Annotated in this window: 12 protein-coding genes; 5 read left to right on the top strand and 7 right to left on the bottom strand. The window is 64.6% G+C overall.

Annotated elements, in window-relative coordinates; all coding sequences use genetic code 11:
* Positions 1 to 205 precede the first annotated feature (205 nt).
* From R5W23_RS29025 to R5W23_RS29015, 3 genes are all read right to left on the bottom strand, one after another.
* On the bottom strand, positions 206 to 988 hold the full coding sequence (locus tag R5W23_RS29025) for a class I SAM-dependent methyltransferase (protein WP_320689401.1): 783 nt from the start codon (positions 986 to 988) through the stop codon (positions 206 to 208).
* Between the two features lie 467 nt (positions 989 to 1,455).
* The gene (locus R5W23_RS29020) at positions 1,456 to 3,372 is read right to left on the bottom strand and encodes a fumarate reductase/succinate dehydrogenase flavoprotein subunit (protein WP_320689400.1); all 1,917 of its coding nucleotides are present in this window, start codon (positions 3,370 to 3,372) and stop codon (positions 1,456 to 1,458) included.
* An 84-nt stretch (positions 3,373 to 3,456) separates the two neighbouring features.
* The gene (locus tag R5W23_RS29015) at positions 3,457 to 4,251 is read right to left on the bottom strand and encodes a succinate dehydrogenase cytochrome b subunit (protein ID WP_261186676.1); all 795 of its coding nucleotides are present in this window, start codon (positions 4,249 to 4,251) and stop codon (positions 3,457 to 3,459) included.
* A 264-nt stretch (positions 4,252 to 4,515) separates the two neighbouring features.
* On the opposite strand from R5W23_RS29015, the gene R5W23_RS29010 reads away from it, so the two are divergent.
* Positions 4,516 to 7,758: a S41 family peptidase gene (locus R5W23_RS29010; RefSeq protein WP_320689399.1), complete on the top strand. Its 3,243-nt coding sequence runs from the start codon at positions 4,516 to 4,518 to the stop codon at positions 7,756 to 7,758.
* 808 nt (positions 7,759 to 8,566) lie between these two features.
* Positions 8,567 to 9,193, top strand: a complete 627-nt coding sequence (locus R5W23_RS29005) for a TIGR03000 domain-containing protein (protein WP_320689398.1) — start codon at positions 8,567 to 8,569, stop codon at positions 9,191 to 9,193.
* A 158-nt stretch (positions 9,194 to 9,351) separates the two neighbouring features.
* Here R5W23_RS29005 and R5W23_RS29000 read toward each other — a convergent pair whose 3' ends face one another.
* Complete coding sequence (locus tag R5W23_RS29000) at positions 9,352 to 10,299, bottom strand: DUF1559 family PulG-like putative transporter (RefSeq protein WP_320689397.1); 948 nt, start codon at positions 10,297 to 10,299, stop codon at positions 9,352 to 9,354.
* 197 nt (positions 10,300 to 10,496) lie between these two features.
* On the opposite strand from R5W23_RS29000, the gene R5W23_RS28995 reads away from it, so the two are divergent.
* A complete protein-coding gene (locus R5W23_RS28995; protein ID WP_261186672.1) occupies positions 10,497 to 11,762 on the top strand; it encodes a methionine adenosyltransferase in 1,266 nt (421 codons plus the stop codon).
* Between the two features lie 299 nt (positions 11,763 to 12,061).
* On the opposite strand, the gene R5W23_RS28990 is transcribed toward R5W23_RS28995, so the two are convergent.
* Together R5W23_RS28990 and R5W23_RS28985 are read right to left on the bottom strand one after the other, a co-directional pair.
* A complete protein-coding gene (locus R5W23_RS28990) occupies positions 12,062 to 12,496 on the bottom strand; it encodes a GNAT family N-acetyltransferase (protein ID WP_320689396.1) in 435 nt (144 codons plus the stop codon).
* Complete coding sequence (locus R5W23_RS28985) at positions 12,496 to 13,893, bottom strand: sulfatase-like hydrolase/transferase (protein WP_320689395.1); 1,398 nt, start codon at positions 13,891 to 13,893, stop codon at positions 12,496 to 12,498. Before R5W23_RS28985 ends, R5W23_RS28990 begins: the two co-directional genes overlap by 1 nt.
* A 546-nt stretch (positions 13,894 to 14,439) precedes the next feature.
* Here R5W23_RS28985 and R5W23_RS28980 point away from each other — a divergent pair.
* Together R5W23_RS28980 and R5W23_RS28975 are read left to right on the top strand one after the other, a co-directional pair.
* Positions 14,440 to 15,138 carry a fatty acid desaturase CarF family protein gene (locus R5W23_RS28980; RefSeq protein ID WP_320689394.1) on the top strand — a complete coding sequence of 233 codons (699 nt, stop codon included), beginning with the start codon at positions 14,440 to 14,442 and terminating at the stop codon, positions 15,136 to 15,138.
* A gap of 184 nt (positions 15,139 to 15,322) precedes the next feature.
* Complete coding sequence (locus R5W23_RS28975; protein ID WP_320689393.1) at positions 15,323 to 16,105, top strand: hypothetical protein; 783 nt, start codon at positions 15,323 to 15,325, stop codon at positions 16,103 to 16,105.
* A gap of 180 nt (positions 16,106 to 16,285) precedes the next feature.
* On the opposite strand, the gene R5W23_RS28970 is transcribed toward R5W23_RS28975, so the two are convergent.
* On the bottom strand, positions 16,286 to 16,804 hold the full coding sequence (locus R5W23_RS28970) for a hypothetical protein (protein ID WP_320689392.1): 519 nt from the start codon (positions 16,802 to 16,804) through the stop codon (positions 16,286 to 16,288).
* Positions 16,805 to 16,848 lie beyond the last annotated feature (44 nt).

The following is a 16,848-nucleotide window of genomic DNA, read 5'->3' as shown; positions in this document are numbered from 1 at the left end:
AAGTTGCACAGGGTAGGAAGGTTGATGCCACAAATGAATCGGCCACAAACGGGCACAAACAACTGGACCGTGAATCAGGAGGTTCGGCGAGTCCCCGCCTGCCCAGAGGCCAATGTTGACCCGATCTCGTAGTCGAAACAAGAGGCCTGTGAACCGCGGGCGAGGTGCATTTCAAATCCGCCTAACATTCACAATAAGAAAACATCTAAGCTGGGCGTTCAGCGACACACACGATACAGTCCGACGCGCCGGCGACGTAACACAACCACGCCGCCAGTCGTGACGCGGGTTTCCACTGAAGAAGGCGAGCGAACGGCTCTACCGCTCCGGTGTCAGCCGCCCGTCGCGCGCTCATGCGGAGCCAGTCGCTGTGTCGGAACTGACGCACCGGGGTCGCACGGAACCCGGCCGCCCGGAGCATGGCCGTCAGTGTGCCGGGGGTGAAGTGCGTGAGGTGCCGCGGCAGATCCAGCCCGAACCACGCCGGACCGAACAGCCGATACGGAGCGCTCTCGATGTTCGGGGTCGCAACGATCAGCTTCCCTCCCGGTATCAAAAGCTTGAACGCTTCGCGCAGCAGTTCGAGGGGCCTGTGGACGTGTTCAAGCGAGTGCCACAGGGTCACCACGTCGAACGATCCTGGGGAAAGGCCGGGGTGAGGCAGTGTCCCTACCAGAGCGGGCAAGCCGTAGTTGGCACGTACGGCATCGATTACCCCAGGGCAGGAATCTATCCCGGTGACCGCCCAGCCCCGATCGGCCATCGTTTTGAGAAACCCACCCGTGCCGCACCCGAAGTCGAGGAGCCGTCCGGGACCGGGCCAGGGCAGCGCGCCCCGACGTTCGGCGCACGGGCGGCCGAATAACCGCGAGAGGAACGGCCGCACCCGGCGCGACCGGCGCGACGCCCGGGGCCGGCGGTGTGGCTCGTAATCCGGCGGGTAGAAGCGGGTGATTGCGCGTTCACTCGGCCGTGGGTTCGTGAACATGAGGCCGCACCGCCGGCACTTAACGACGGCGAATACCAAGCCTGTTTTTGGTGGTGGGAGCGGGTCCGGAGCTTCGAGCACCGGCGGCCCCGTGTCCGCGTCAGACCCGCACAGCGGGCACGACGACTCGTCCCACGCGACGGGAGACTCTCTTGCGGGCGCCGGTGCGCTGTCGGCTGGGATCGCGAGGGGCGGGCGGTTCATCATCGGCAACCCGTCCGTGGGCCGGCTGTGCGGGAGTATTCGGAAAACTTAACCTACCGCCCGTTTAGGAGTCAATATCCCTTCGAGTCAGAGCCAGCCCGACGGTGAACACCTGCCGACTACCAAGGGCCATATGCCTATGCCCAATCGCGTGTCCGACCAATCCGGCGCCTTTTGCCCTCTACCGGCAGACCTTGAGAAAACGGGCTGAAAATCCACAACCAGTGCGGCTCGTGGTTGTCAACCACGGGCCGCTCGCATTTTTACTTGTAGCTGCGCTCGACCAGTTTAACGGTTTCGAACGTGAGCGGCTCTTCGTTGCGGATGGGCGTCTTTCCCGGCCCGGCGTATTCCCACGCGGCGACGTGACAGAACCGCTCGTCGTTGCGCTTGGCCTCGCCGTCCGGAGTCTGGTGTTCGACCCGGAAGTGACCGCCGCAGCTCTCCTCGCGCACCAGGGCGTCGCGGGCGAGCAGTTCACCGAACTCCAGGAAGTCCGACACGCGGTTCGCACGTTCTAGCGCCGTGTTCAGGTCCGCCTCGCTGCCGGGGACGGAGAGGTTCTCCCAGAACTCCGCCCGGAGCTCCTGCATCCGCTTGATGGCGGCCTCGAGCGACTCCTTCGAGCGCGCCATGCCCACCTTTTCCCACATCACGTGGCCCACCTCGCGGTGGAACTCGTTGGGCGTCTTCTTCCCCTTAATGGACAGCAACTTCTTGATCCGCTCCGTAGCCTCCGCCTCGCACCGCTTGAACTCGGCGTGGTCGAGCGGGGTAACGCCGGCCTTCTCGCCCGCGAGCCAGTGAGTGAGCGTGTACGGTAGCACAAAGTAGCCGTCCGCGAGGCCCTGCATGAGGGCCGACGCGCCCAGGCGGTTCGCCCCGTGGTCGGAGAAGTTCGCCTCCCCGGCCACGAACAGCCCCGGGATGTTGGACATCAGTTCGTAGTTCACCCACAGCCCGCCCATCGTGTAGTGGACGGCGGGGTAAATGCGCATCGGGCGATCGTAACCGCTCTCGGCGGTGATGCGCTCGTACATCTCGAACAGGTTGCCGTACTTGGCCTGAATCCGGTCCCGGCCCTGCTTCGCGATGGCCGCGCCGAAGTCGAGGTACACCCCGCGTGCCCCCGGCCCGACCCCGCGGCCGTCGTCGCACGCCTCCTTGGCGGCCCGGCTCGCGATGTCGCGGGGCGCGAGGTTCCCGTAGCTCGGGTACTTGCGCTCCAGGTAATAGTCGCGCCGGTCCTCGGGGATCTCGCTCGGGTGCTTGCCGCAGTCCGCCTTGTCCCTCGGCACCCACACGCGGCCGTCGTTGCGAAGGGACTCGCTCATCAGCGTGAGCTTCGACTGGTGGTCGCCGCTCACCGGGATGCAGGTCGGGTGGATCTGGGTGTAGCACGGGTTGGCAAACGCGGCCCCGCGCTTGTACGCCCGGTACGTCGCGGTGACGTTACAGCCGATGGCGTTGGTGCTCAGGTAGAACACGTTGCCGTAGCCGCCGGTGGCGAGCACCACGGCGTCGGCGGAGAACGATTCGATTTTGCCGGTTTCGAGGTGCCGGGTGACGATGCCGCGGGCGCGACCGTCGATCACCACGAGGTCGAGCATCTCGCACCGCGGGTACATCTTCACCGCGCCCAGCCCGATCTGCCGAGACAGCGCCTGGTAGGCGCCGAGCAGGAGTTGCTGGCCGGTCTGCCCGCGGCAGTAGAACGTGCGCTGGAGCTGCGCGCCGCCGAAGCTGCGGGTGTCGAGCAGGCCGCCGTACTCGCGCGCGAACGGAACGCCCTGGGCCACGCACTGGTCGATGATGTTCACCGACACCTCGGCGAGCCGGTGGACGTTGGCCTCGCGCGAGCGGAAGTCGCCGCCCTTCACGGTGTCGTAGAAGAGCCGGTGGACGCTGTCGCCGTCGTTGCGGTAGTTCTTGGCGGCGTTAATCCCGCCCTGCGCCGCGATCGAGTGCGCCCGGCGTGGGGAGTCCTGGAAACAAAAGCTGTGGACCTTGTAGCCGAGCTCGGCCAGCGACGCCGCGGCAGCCGCACCGGCCAGACCTGTGCCGACCACAATGACGTTGTACTTCGCCTTATTGGCCGGGTTGATGAGCCGCTGTTCCTTCTTGAACCGGGTCCACTTCTCGGCGGTCGGCCCGCCCGGAACTTTCGCGTCGAGTTGCATGGTGGTCTCCGTCAAGCCCCGACCGCGTCGGCGGGGTGCTGTGCGTGAGGATACGACGGACGCCGCTCGGCAATGTGGTGCGCCTCAGGCGCCCTTGTACAGCGGCGGGGCAAGGGTGCCTTCCCAAACGCCGATCACGATCGCCAAGTTGCCTGCGAGGATCAGGGCCGCGACGGCGAACCCCACGAACCAGATCGCGGGGGCGAACCGGTTGTTCTTCAACCCGAGCGTCTGGAACGCGCTCTGGACGCCGTGCAGCAGGTGGACGAACAGAACCAGGTTGGCCACGATGTACAGCGCGCTCAGCCACGGGGTGCGAAACCCAGCCACCAGCATGCTGTACACGTCGTGCCGGCCCTTCGCGTCCTTCAGGTCGAGGTAGTTCACGACCTTGCCGGGTTCAACTTCGGCGCCGGACACGGCACCAAACGTGTAATGCGCCAAGTGGAAAACGATGAACAGGCCCACCACCACGCCGCTGTAGATCATGGTGCGGCTGGCCGCGCTGGCCTGTACCCGTCCCGGGTACAGGTACGGCACCGGCCGCGCGGCCCGCGACCGCATGCTTAACCGGATCGCGAGCGTGAGGTGCAACAGGAAGATGCCGAGCAACCCGGCCCGGGCGATCCAGATCAGAAGTCCCAGGTCATGTTTCAGGAAGTACGCGTAGCCGTTGATCGCGTCCGGCCCGCTGAACACCTTCAGGTTGCCAATCATGTGAAACACGGCAAACCCAGTCAGCCCCAGCCCACTGAGTGCCACGATCACCTTCGCGCCGACGCTGGAGTCGAACACCGCCCGGAGGAACGCGTTCGCCGCCGTGAGTGAGCCGTCTTTCTTGTCCTTGGGGTGCCGAACGGTGGAAGTCGAACCGGCCATTTGGCTGCTCGCGTGCCGTTGTGAGTGAGCGTTTTAAGGTATCTTACGTGCCCGGCGTCGGATCGCCCAAGAGCGCGCAATCGGGCGCTCCGGCGCCGGCGAGCAACTGACCGCAAGCGCGGTACCGTGCGCAACCGTAACCGACCCGCGATCCCGCGCCAGCACCGCACGCATCACGGAGCGGGCGGCTCAGCCGTGGTGTTGACGCCCGGCGCCGGGCCACGACAATTGGCACATCACGTTCGCTCTCAATCGGGACCCCTTATGCATCGATCCCTGCTGTTCGCACTAACGGCGGTCACGCTCGGCGCCGCGCACGCCCAGGCCGTGCCGGACGAAGCGCGGCTGCTCCGTTTCCCGGCGGTCCACGGCGACCAGATCGTCTTCACCTACGCCGGCGACCTGTACACCGTGCCCGCGGCCGGCGGCACCGCGCGGCGGATCACGTCGCACCCCGGGTTCGAGATGTTCCCGCGGTTCAGCCCGGATGGCTCACTGGTCGCGTTCACCGGCCAGTACGACGGCAACACCGAGGTGTTCGTGGTGCCCGCCGCCGGCGGCGAGCCGAAGCGGCTCACCTACACCGCCACGCTCGGGCGCGACGAGGTGTCCGACCGGATGGGGCCGAACAACGTCGTCATCGGGTGGACCCCGGACGGGAAGAGCGTGCTGTTCCGGTCGCGGATGCGGTCGTTCAACGACTTCGTCGGGCAACTGTTTACGGTCCCTGTCGAGGGCGGGGTGCCGGAGGAGTTGCCGCTGCCGCGCGGCGGGTTCGCCAGCTACTCGGCTGACGGCAAGAAGCTCGCGTACAACCGCATCTTCCGCGAGTTCCGCACCTGGAAGCGGTACCGCGGCGGCATGGCCGACGATGTGTGGCTATACGACTTCGCTACCAAGAAGACCGAGCAGCTTACGGACGACCCGGGCCAGGACATCTTCCCCATGTTCATCGGGGACAAGGTGTACTTCATCTCGGACCGCGACAAGAGCATGCGGTACAACCTGTACTCCGTCGATCCGGCGACCAAGAAGACCGAGCGTCACACCGACTTCACCGAGTTCGACATCAAGTTCCCGTCGGCCGGCAAGGACCTGATCGTCTTCGAGAACGGCGGGTACATTTACAAGTTCGACCCGAAAACCAACAAATCCGAGAAGGTCACCGTTCACATCCGGGAGGACCGCGCCGGCGCGCGCGGCGCGCTCACCGACGTGAGCAAGTCGGTCACCGCGTTCGAACTCTCCCCGGACGGCAAGCGGGCGCTGTTCGCCGCCCGCGGCGACGTGTTCACCGTCCCGGCCGGCGACGGCGTTACCCGCAACCTGACCCGCACGCCGGGCGCTCACGACCGCAACCCGAAGTGGTCCCCGGACGGCAAGAGCGTCGCGTTCGTCTCGGACGCCACCGGCGAGGACGAGATCCACGTCGGCCCGGCCGACGGCAGCGCGCCCGCCAAACCGGTCACCGCCGCCGCGGACACGTACAAGTACGAGCTCCAGTGGTCACCCGACTCGAAGAAGATCCTCTGGGGCGACAAGAAGCTCCGGCTCCAGTTCGTCGACGTGGAGACGAAGAAGGTGACGCTGGTGGACCAGGGGAAGGCGTGGGAGATCCGCGACTTCACGTGGTCGCCGGACTCCAAGTGGGTCGCGTTCGGCCGCCAGGAGGTGGACACGCTGCCGAAGGTCTACCTGTACTCGCTCGAAACGGCCAAGACGACCGCGGTCACCGACGGCTGGTACGCGTCCAACACGCCCACCTTCAGCGCCGACGGCAAGTACCTGTTCTTCGTGTCCGCGCGCGACTTCAACCCGGTGTACAGCAGCACCGAGTGGAACCACACGTACCGCGACATGCAGCGCGTCTACTTCGTGACCCTCGCGAAGGACACGCCGAACCCGCTCAAACCCAAGCTGGATGACGAGCCCGCCGAACCGAAGAAAGACGACAAGAAGGACGAGAAGAAAGACGCCCCGGCGGTGCGGGTCGATCTGGAGGGGCTGAGCGGGCGCGTCGTCGCGCTGCCCGGCCCGGCGGCCAACTACGGCAGCCTGCACGCCGCCGGCAACGCGATCTACTATCAGCGCAGCGCCAGCGGCAGCCCGGGGCAACTGTACGTGTTCGATCTCAGCAGCCGGAAGGAAACCGCCCTCGGGTCGGTCAGCGGGTACGAGGTCTCGGCCGACGGGAAGAAGATGCTCGTCCAGAAGGACGGGAAGTACGGCGTCATCGACCTGCCGAAAGGCCCGATCGCGATCGGCGAGGCGCTGAACCTGTCCGGGCTGGAGGTGTTCCTCGACAAGAAGGCCGAGTGGAAGCAGATGTACGCCGAGTGCTGGCGGCAGATGCGGGACTTCTTCTACGACCCCGGCCTGCACGGCGTGGACTGGGGGGCGGTGCGCAAGAAGTACGAGCCGCTGGTGGAGCACGTCGGCCACCGGGCCGACCTGAGCTACATCATCGGCGAAATGATCGCCGAACTGAACGCCGGGCACGCCTACATCGGCGGCGGCGAACTGCCGGAGGTGCGGAAGGTGCCGCAGGGGTTGCTCGGGGCCGAGTTCAAGCGCGACCCGCAGACCGGGTTCTTCCAGATCACCCGCGTGCTGCCGGGCGAGAACTGGGTCTCGAAGCGCCGCTCCCCGCTCACCGAGGTGGGCGTGAGCGTGGCCGTCGGCGACTGGATCGTGGCCGTGAACGGCCAGCCCACCGACGGCGTGAAGAACATCAACGAGTTGCTGGTGAACGCCGCCGGCAAGCCGGTGGTGCTGTCGGTCGCGGCGAAGCCGTCGGTCGCGGGCGCGCGCCGGGTGGTCGTGACCCCGACGAGCGACGAGAGCGACCTGTACTACTACGCCTGGGTGCAGGCGAACATCAAGAAGGTGTCCGACGCGACCGACGGTAAAGTCGGCTACCTACACGTCCCGGACATGCTCGCGACCGGGCTGAACGAGTTCGCCAAGCACTATTACCCGCAGCTCAAGAAGCAGGCGCTGGTGATCGACGTGCGCGGCAACGGCGGCGGCAACGTGTCGCCGATGCTGATCGAGCGGTTGCGGCGCGAGACCGCGATGGTGGGCATCGCCCGCAACGCCGAGCCGAGCATCGACCCGAACGGCACCTTCGTCGGCCCGCTGGCGTGCCTGCTGAACGAGTACTCAGCCTCGGACGGCGACATCTTCTCGTACCGGTTCCGGCACCACAAGCTGGGGCCGCTCATCGGGAAGCGGAGCTGGGGCGGGGTGGTCGGCATCCGCGGCTCACTGCCGCTCCTCGACGGCGGGTCGCTGAGCAAGCCGGAGTTCTCGCGCTACGACCTGGCCGGCAAGGAGTGGATCATGGAGAACGTCGGCGTGGCGCCCGACATCGTCGTGGACAACGACCCCGCCAAAGAGTTCGCCGGGGAGGACCAGCAATTGAATAAGGCGATCGAGGTGCTGCTGGCCGAGCTGAAGAAGAACCCGCCGAAGGTGGTCGCCCCGCCAGCGTACCCGAAGCGATAACGGTCGCCATCGGCAGACACAAAGCTAGAGCCGAACTTTGTGGCAATTCGCTCGTGCCACAGATTCAGGCGTAATGCGCCGAGAATGTTAGCGAACGTCGGGGCGTACGCGGTGTTGTGATGCGGCTTCGCGGCAAGACCGGTGGCGTGCCCGACCTCGAAAATGGTGCGTGGCCCGGGAAAGATGCCCCAGGCAACGAACCATCGTCGTGAGCGTGCCGAAGACCTGGGTTCGGAAAGCACGCCGCGAAGAACTCCAGGAGGCACGCGAGAGAGAGACGATAGGACAGACCTTCGGCGGGTTACTCTGTTATCGGATCGGGTGGCGCATGTGGTACCTTCCACCTGGTCCCAGCACAGGTAGCCCGCCGCTTTGTCCACCGCTCAAAACTCGAAAACAACAGCCACGAATGGCATTACTTTTGCTTAACAATCTGTAAAAGTTTAGTTATAGCGCCTTTCATTTCCGATCGTAGCGACATCCCGGTCTACCTATCTCACCCAGTTTGCGCCGTTTCCCTTTGACGAGTTTTTGCCACCGACCTACCATCGTGAACATCCGGGGCGTTCTCCGCGTCTCCGTGTTTCGGTCGTAGAGGTTGCAACTTATGTACAGCATCGTGATGCTTACTGCCATGTCGGCGGGAGCTGACGTCACCCCGCCCCCTGCGCCCGCGGTTGCCGTTCCGGTTGCTACTGGCTGCTGTGGTGCGATTCCGGTCGGGTGCCACGGCTCGTGCACCGGCGCCTATTACTACCGTTCATCGTGTCACGGTTCCTGCCACGGTCACGTCGCGCGCAGCGCATTCTTGGGCCTTCGGTCCTCTTGCTACGGATGCAGCGGGTACTCGTGCTCCGGCTTCAACTGCTTCGGCTCGTGCTACGGCTCGTACGTCGCGAGCTACGGTTCCTGTTCCGGGTGCTCGGGCACCTTCAGCTACGGTTCCACTTGGGGACCGCCCATCGGGATGCCGCCGTACACGCTGCACGGTTACAACACCGGACTCGCGGGCTACGGGCCGGGCGCCCCGGTCGTGGCCGGGTACACCGATCCGAATGCGGTCTGGGGCGTTTACCTCACTAGCCCGAACCGCCCGCCGGTAATGACCGTCCCGGTGGCCCCGCCGCCCGCCGCGCCCAAGTCGTCCGACGGCGGTACGATGGGTGCGAATCTGAAGTTCGTGGTCCCGGCCAACGCGAAGCTGTTCGTTGACGGTCGGCCGGCCCCCGGCACCGGCACCGAGCGCACGTTCTACACCCCGCCGCTCGTAGTCGGGCAGAAATTCTTCTACGACGTGAAGGCCGAACTCGTGGTCGATGGTAAAACGATTACGGAAGAGAAGCGGGTGATCGTGGAGGCCGGCGTGAGCGTGACCGAGTCGTTCCCGAAGTTGGTCGCCGCCGTGAAGCCCGACACCACCGTTGCTGGTAAGTAAACCAGAAGCCGGACTGGCCGCAAAGAAGCACAAGAGGCACAAAAGGAATCCAAAGACGAAGACAGAAGATGTGATTTCAACCCACGTCTTCTGCTTTCTGGCTTCGGTTTCCTTTTGTGCCTCTTGTACTTCTTTGCGGCCAGTCCGGCTTCTGCTTTTCAAAAGTCGGCCGGAACCACTTCGCCGCCGCCCCGGGTGCCGAGGGCGGCCAGCGTGCGGATCGCCATCCCTTCGCGCAAGAAGCGGACGCTTCCGTCGGCCATCGCGACGTTCGCACCGCCGGTGTGAAACGCATAGATTTCGAACGAGTTGTTGCAGTTGATCGCGCACGGCCCCACGAACGTGTTCCCGTCGGCGGAAGTGCCTTCGATCCCGAAGCCCTTGTCGTGATCCGCCCAGGTGCCGCCGATCAGCATACCGGTGGCGGTGCCGTCGCCGCCGAACGACGGGTCGCGATCGGTGACCCGTTTGCCTTTCACCCAGTACTCGGGTCTGTTCGCGTCTTCCACAAGTAAAAGCGTGTTCGACAACCCGTCGGTGATCTGTGCGACCGTTGAGCCCTGTGAGCTCATCACCCCGCGCCACACGGCCGACGGGTCCTGGTACCCGAGGTCGGTGAGGAGAGCGAGGGCCACGACCGCGACGTTCGAGTAGTCCCAGGCCGCCGCCGCGTAGGACGCCGGCCCGCCCGGCGCAGCGGACCGCGCGGTACGGAGCCCGTTCGCGCTCGGGCACAGGAACGTTTTCACCTTGCTGTTCCGCGGCACCTCGTTGACCGCGTCGTACCAGTTCGCGGTCGCCACGTAGGTGTTGCGCACGGCCTCCTGTTCGAGGTCCGGCAGGATCAGCACCGGCCACCCGTTGTACGGCCCGAACGTGTTCGACCCAGGGTACTTGCCGTTCCGAACCTCGTAGTTAGTCAGGGCCAGCGCCATCTGTTTGAGGTTGTTCTGGCAGCTCATGCGGGCGGCGGCCTCGCGCACCTTTTGAACGGCGGGCAGCAGCAACCCGATCAGGACCGCGATGATCGCGATCACCACCAGCAGCTCGATCAGCGTGAACCCCGCGCGACGCGAGGTGTGAAGGGCCGGGGAGTAAGAAGGCACGAAGTGCATTGCGTGAACAGCCTCACTCAGATGCGACCGGGCGAGACGGGATTTCTAGTGGCGGCCCGCGCGAGCGAACACCGCGTCGAAGCGAATTGCCCCGCCCCTCCACCAGCCGTATAACACGCGCATCCTTCCAAACAGGAAGTCCACGCCGGTGCGCGCACCGCCGCGACCGTCCGAACGAGAGGATTGCCGTGTCCACGAGCCGCTATCTGTTCACAAGTGAATCGGTGTCGATGGGCCACCCCGACAAAGTGGCCGACCAGATTTCGGACGCGGTCCTCGACTTCTGTTTGAAGACCGACCCGGCGAGCCGGGTGGCGTGCGAAACGCTCGTCACCACCGACCTCGCGGTGGTCGCGGGCGAAATCACCACCAAGGCCCCGCTGACGCGACAGGCGGTTGACGCGCTGGTGCGCGATGTCATCACCGAAATCGGGTACGTCGCAAAGGACCAAGCCGAGCGCGAGGAGATCGGGTTCACCGCAGACGCGTGCCAAGTTGACTGCCGGCTCCACGCGCAGAGCCCGCACATCAGTCAGGGCGTCGACGTGGGTGGCGCCGGCGACCAAGGGCTCATGTTCGGGTTCGCGTGCGACGAAACGCCGACCCTGATGCCGCTCCCCATCGACTTGGCGCACCGGCTGGTGTCGAACCACGCCGACATGCGTAAAACCGGAAAGCTGAAGTGGCTCCGCCCCGACGCAAAGAGCCAAGTGACCGTCGAGTACAACACCGACGGTACTCCGCACCGCATCCACACGGTGGTGCTGAGCACCCAGCACACCCGCGAGGTGATGACCACCCAAGACGGCAAGGACTACTTCACCGACGACGCCCGGCAGATCATCATCGATCAACTGATCCGCCCCACGCTCGAAGCCGACCGGAAGGACCTGATCAAAGGCAAGCTGGTAATGATCCCGCCGGGCCAGAAGGCACCGGCGCTGGGTGAGAACGACATCGCTTGCCACATCAACCCGACCGGTTGCTTCCTCCAGGGAGGCCCGCACGGCGACTGCGGGCTGACCGGGCGCAAGATCATCGTCGACACTTACGGCGGTCGCGGCCGGCACGGCGGCGGCGCGTTCAGTGGCAAGGACCCGACCAAGGTGGACCGCAGCGCCGCGTACATCTGCCGCTACATCGCCAAGAACATCGTGAAGGCCGGGCTGGCGCGCGAGTGCGAGGTGCAACTCTCCTACGCGATCGGGTATCCCGACCCGCTCAACATCTGGGTCAACACCAACGGCACCGCGAAGGTTCCCGAAGCGAAGCTGATCGAGCTGATCCGCACGCACTTCGAGCTGACGCCGAAGGGTATCATCGGTTCGCTGGATCTGCGCCGCCCCATCTACCGCGAGAGCGCCCGGCACGGCCACTTCGGCCGCGAACTGCCGCAGTTCTCTTGGGAGAAGACTGATAAGGCCGACGCTCTGCGTAAGGCGGCGGGAGTGTAACTTCGCAACCGGCGACACGCGGTGCGTCTCGCGCACGTTCCGCGTTTCGTCGGCCTCGGGATGGGGCTTCAAAAGTGGGCGACGTCAACCCGGCGGACGGTGCCCGAAGTCCGGGTCCTGTTGGTCGCTGTGGTCCGGGTATGGATGCCTGAACCTGCGCACGCGGTGGCGTGGTCGGTGTGGTACCGCGAGCGCCAGTACCGCGTCCGCAACTGCATTTACAGGGCTCGCAGAGCGAAGCCTCCCCAAACCGACTCGAACGGTAGTAATACCGGGTGCTGTCTGGAAAATTAGTCCGCCTACGTGTTATCACTTCGCGGCTGGCGCGGGATCGTCCAGCAGGAATCACGTTTCGTCAACCCGACGTGCGGGTAATAGGACTCGGCTTTCGGCGCCGCGAGCAGCACCAGCATGGTGTGTAGCCCAGCGGACTCGTGGGTGTGTCGAATGAGCTCGCGCCCGATCCCGCGCCGCTGGAACGCCTCATCGACTGCGAGATCTGACAAGTAAGTGCAGTAGGCGAAGTCGGTGATGGCCCGGCTGACGCCGACCAACACACCTTCGACCCGGGCGGTCAGGACGAGTTGCGCGTTGGCCAACATCCCGCGGATCACCTCACGGTCGTGGATCGGGCGACGTTCGGCCAGCGAGGATCGCACCAGGACATCGATGAACTCATCGACCGACAGACCGGGTTCCGTTTGGTATCTCACTCCGATCGGTTCGGTGCTCATTACTTTTCCTTCTTGGACGGCGGGGTCCATTCGGCTCGGAATGGTTTGGCTACGCTCAGCGGCGCCGTGTCGTCGAACCGCTGCTGTTCGGTCCCGAGCAGGGTGAGCAACTCCTTCACCCGCGCGGCATGTTCGGGCTTGGCGGACAGATCCGTCACTTCGTCCGGATCGGTTCTGAGGTCGAAGAGCTGGGTCGTGCCGACTTGCGGGTAGCGGATCAGCTTCCAGCGGTCGTCGCGCACCGCCCGCTGAACGTTCTTGTACCCGAACACGAGGTGCGGCCGGGCAGCGCGGGTCGGGTCGGCCAGAGCCTGCGAAAACTCGAGCCCCTCACTCGTTCGCGGGGGCGGTACGCCGCACAACTTACCGAGCGTGGGCAGCACGTCGAAGAGGTAACACATCGCGGCCGTTCGCTTGTGCTGCGCGATCGCAGGACCGGCGAACACGAGCGGTACACGAAGCGAATGCTCGTAACAGTTCTGCTTGCCGATCAGTCCGTGGCTGCCGCGGGCGACGCCCGAATCGGCCGCGAACACGACGATTGTGTTGTTGGCGTGTGGGGACTTGTCGAGGGCATCGAGCACGCGGCCGATTTCGGAGTCGAGGTACGAAACGTAGCGGAAGTACTCGGCGATCAGTTCCCGCACCTGCTTGGGGTCGCGCGGCCACGCGAGCAGGGTCTCGTCCCGAATGCTCATCTCCCCGTTGTTGAACGGGTGCTGAGGTAAGAAGTTGTGCGGTAGTGGGATCTGTCCCGCATCGTACCGAATGGGAAAGTCGTCGGGCACGATGTGCGGGTCGTGGGGCGCGTCGAACGGGACGTAGCAGAAGAAGGGCTTTTCGTGCTTGCGATTCAGGAACTTGATGGCCTCATCCGCGAACACCGTGCACGCGTGCTTGGACCCCAGTTTCGGCGCCGTCAGTTTTCCGCCCTCAACGTCCGCGAGCGGCGCCTTCAGCGGGTTCGTCATACCGCCGACGAAGATCCCGCGGGCCTCCGGGAAGCAGCGCACGAGCGACTTCTCGCCGTTGTGCCATTTGCCGGTGGCGAACGTGGCGTACCCCGCTTTCGCGAACGCCTCCGGCCAAGTTTCGTCGCGCAGGAGTTTCTCATCAATGCGGAACAGGCACCGACCCGACAGAAGCATTGCCCGCGACGGCACGCACGTCGCACCGTTCAGCCCGCCCTGCATGTACGCGCGGTCGAACGACACCCCGCGCCTCACCAGCCGGTCGAGGTTGGGGGTTCGAATGTGTCGGTTGCCGAGGGCCGCGATCGTGTCGGCGCGCTGGTCATCGGCGAACAGGAAAAGGACGTTCGGCCCCTTCGCCCCCGCGCCTCGAACGGTTCCCGGGGTGCAAACGGCAAGCGCGAGCATCGCAATAGCGCAACGCATGAACGCCTCCAGGAATCGGGGCTGGGGTGCTGTGAAAACGCAAAAATAGTAAGGCGAATGGCCCTTGTCCAGATGCCGCAGGCGCCACGATTTTTGGTGCTTTCCCAAGTTTCTCAGATTCAGCGACCGTTACAAAGATCGATTCCCGCCGGCGATACCATTGGTTGTGTCATTTCGTTGAAGCGAATGACGGCAAATGGGGCCTACGCTGACATCCAATATCATTCCGATAAATTCGCACTACGCGGTCCAGTCGAACGGCGTTCGTAATGCGCCGCACCGCCGAAATCTGGCTGACACACAGAGACAGTCAAGAGCGCAGGAGTGGCTAATTTTTCAGGAATCCGTTGCCGCGCTGGGCGGCATGCGGTGGGGAATACGTACAACGGAAAAGGTGCGCGCCGGATCTCACTGCGGTTCGGTGCAGACTCGTGGCACACTGTGAGACACACTGGAATGAAAATACAGCGGACCCGGGCAGCGGATGTATCGGAGTTCCCGGTACTCCCGAGCGAGGTGTTTTTTGTTCTGGCTGGGGTCACGTTGGTGATCGTTAGCCTGGTCCGTTTCGTTGCCGCGCCCGGCTTCTGGGACTGGCCGACGCTGGTTCTCATCCCCCTAGGGTTGCTCGGTGCGGACTTCGTTTCCGGCTTTGTACACTGGGCCGGCGACACGTGGGGTACCCCGAAGACGCCGCTAGTCGGTTGGCGGTTCGTGCGGCCGTTCCGGTTCCACCACGCCTACCCGCTTGACATGGTCAAGAGCAACTTCTTCACCACTAATGGGGACAACGTTCTCGGCGCGTCGCCGTTCCTGATCGCGCCGCTGTTCTTCCCGACCGAACCGATCGGCTGGCTGTACGCCGGGGTGTTCGTTTGGGCGATCGGTGCGTTCGCGATGTGGACCAGCCAGTTCCACCTGTGGGCACACATGAAGAACCCGCCGCGATTTGCTCGCGTGCTCCAGAGCTGCCGGCTGATCCTGACCAAGGACCACCACCAAAAGCACCACAAGTTGCCATACCAAGCCAACTATTGTATCACCACCGGATGGTGCAACCCGTTCCTAACCGCCATCCGCTTTTTCCCGGCGATGGAATGGGTCGTGTCACGCGCAACTGGCATGACTCCGCGCCCGGACGAGGGCGGCAACGACCCAGAGTTTTACGAGAAGATCAAGGCCGCTGCCGCCGCGAAAGAGGCGGAAGCCGCGGGCACCTCGAAGACTCAAGACGCGGCACATTGAGCTGCCACTCACTTTCATAGCTTCCTCCAGCGGCCCGCGCAGTTTGGGCCGCTGTTTCATTTCGGTCTAACTACTATCCGATCCTTTTTGTGACTTGTGGTCCCAACGCCCTGAAAACTGCAGCGAACCTTTTCCGCGCCGGCAGCCTCCGTCCCCCACTACCGTACGGGCGCAGGAGGGCGTGGTGTTTCGCGGACACTTTTGTCGGTCGGGCACGTTGCGGAGCATCTGGCACGGCCGCGAGCGGAAACGGAAACCGCTTGGTGGGGCACCCGTTACAGTTACGGGTACGCGCCACCGGTTCCGCTACCTGCCGAGCGAGGGCGACTGGCTGAGCGGCGAGCCCGGAGCCATGATGCGGTGCCTCGTCACCCTCGCCACCCACCGCGGGATCGCATTCCACCAGTCTCGCAGGGCGGTCGTTCGTAAGCTGCGCCTGCTCTGGTGCGGCTGCGCGAGAGCGCGATGGTGTCATCTGCCGGATGAGGGGCGACGCGCGATCGAGGTGGTCGAGCGGTTCGCCGACGGGCGCGCCGCGGCTCGGGCATTTCGCGAAGCGCGTCGCGCGGTCGCGGAATGGCTGCGTGGGGCGCGTCGGTTCCCGCCGGGGAGCGCGACTCCCGAGGCAGCGGAGGCGATGCGGTTCGCTGTGACTGCCGGTGAGGTACACGCGCGCCTGAGCGACAGATACGCGGTCGCGGCACCGCCGGGTGCGATTGGGTTCTTGCAAGACCTGTTCGGTAACCCGTTTCGTCCGGTCGAAGTTGCGCCCGCGTGGCGCACGGCCACGGTCGTGGGGCTCGCACGGGCGATTTACGCTGAACGCGCGTTCGACCTGATGCCGGTGTTGTGCGACGCCCTTCAGGACGCAGGATGCACAAACGAGGACGTACTCTCGCACTGTCGGGACAGAACCGATCACGCCCGCGGCTGTTGGCTGCTTGACGCCCTGATCGGAACCGAATAGCGTCGAACCAGTACAGAAGCTCAATCCGAGTCAAGCATGGTGCGGCGATTGACGCACACGTGACAAACTAAAAATTCTAATTTTATAACAATTACAAAAAACTTACTCGGCCGCCACAATGGCGATCGGGGTGATCAGGCGGCATACATTTTTAACGATTTGACAGCCCGCAGCTATACTTTACGCGGCTAGGAATGAGTCTCTGTCGAACGTCTGGAACTTCAGCCTTATGAGCGAGGCGAGAACCTCGCGGCGTTCACGAAGAACACGCTCCGTTGCCCTGCCCGCGCCTGCGTCAGCACAGGTTCCAGTTCGTCTCGAAGGAACGCGGTCTGGGCGCTCGTCGATCACTTTTTCGGGGGCAGTGGGATGGCCCCATCCGACGCCATCTCGAGCCGCGACTGTTTTGAGGAACACGCGCACCTGTGTCTCCTTCCGCCGCACCTCGGTCAACGTCGCGATCCGCTCGGTCGCTTCGGCGACGGTATGCGGCGGGCGCTCGCGGAACTCGGCCTCCAGGGTCGTCCGATGCGCCTCCAGCGCGCCGACCAGCTTACCCCACTGTAACGCCCTCAAACCGGCCACCCGGTGCCGGCGGAAGATCCCGATGTACCGGGCCACCGTGGCTTTCGAGACGCCCGCCAGTTGACCGCTGCGGACTTGGATCTCACCTTGGCTGATGAGCCACAGCACTTCCATGCGTTACGGCACGCGCGGGTCCGGGTACTCGTATCGCTCCGTGC

It is taken from the genome of Gemmata algarum, from assembly GCF_034097035.1.
Lineage (GTDB): Bacteria > Planctomycetota > Planctomycetia > Gemmatales > Gemmataceae > Gemmata > Gemmata algarum.
The sequence above is the reverse complement of the archived record's forward strand: the minus strand, read 5'-3'. Positions and strand labels throughout refer to the sequence as shown.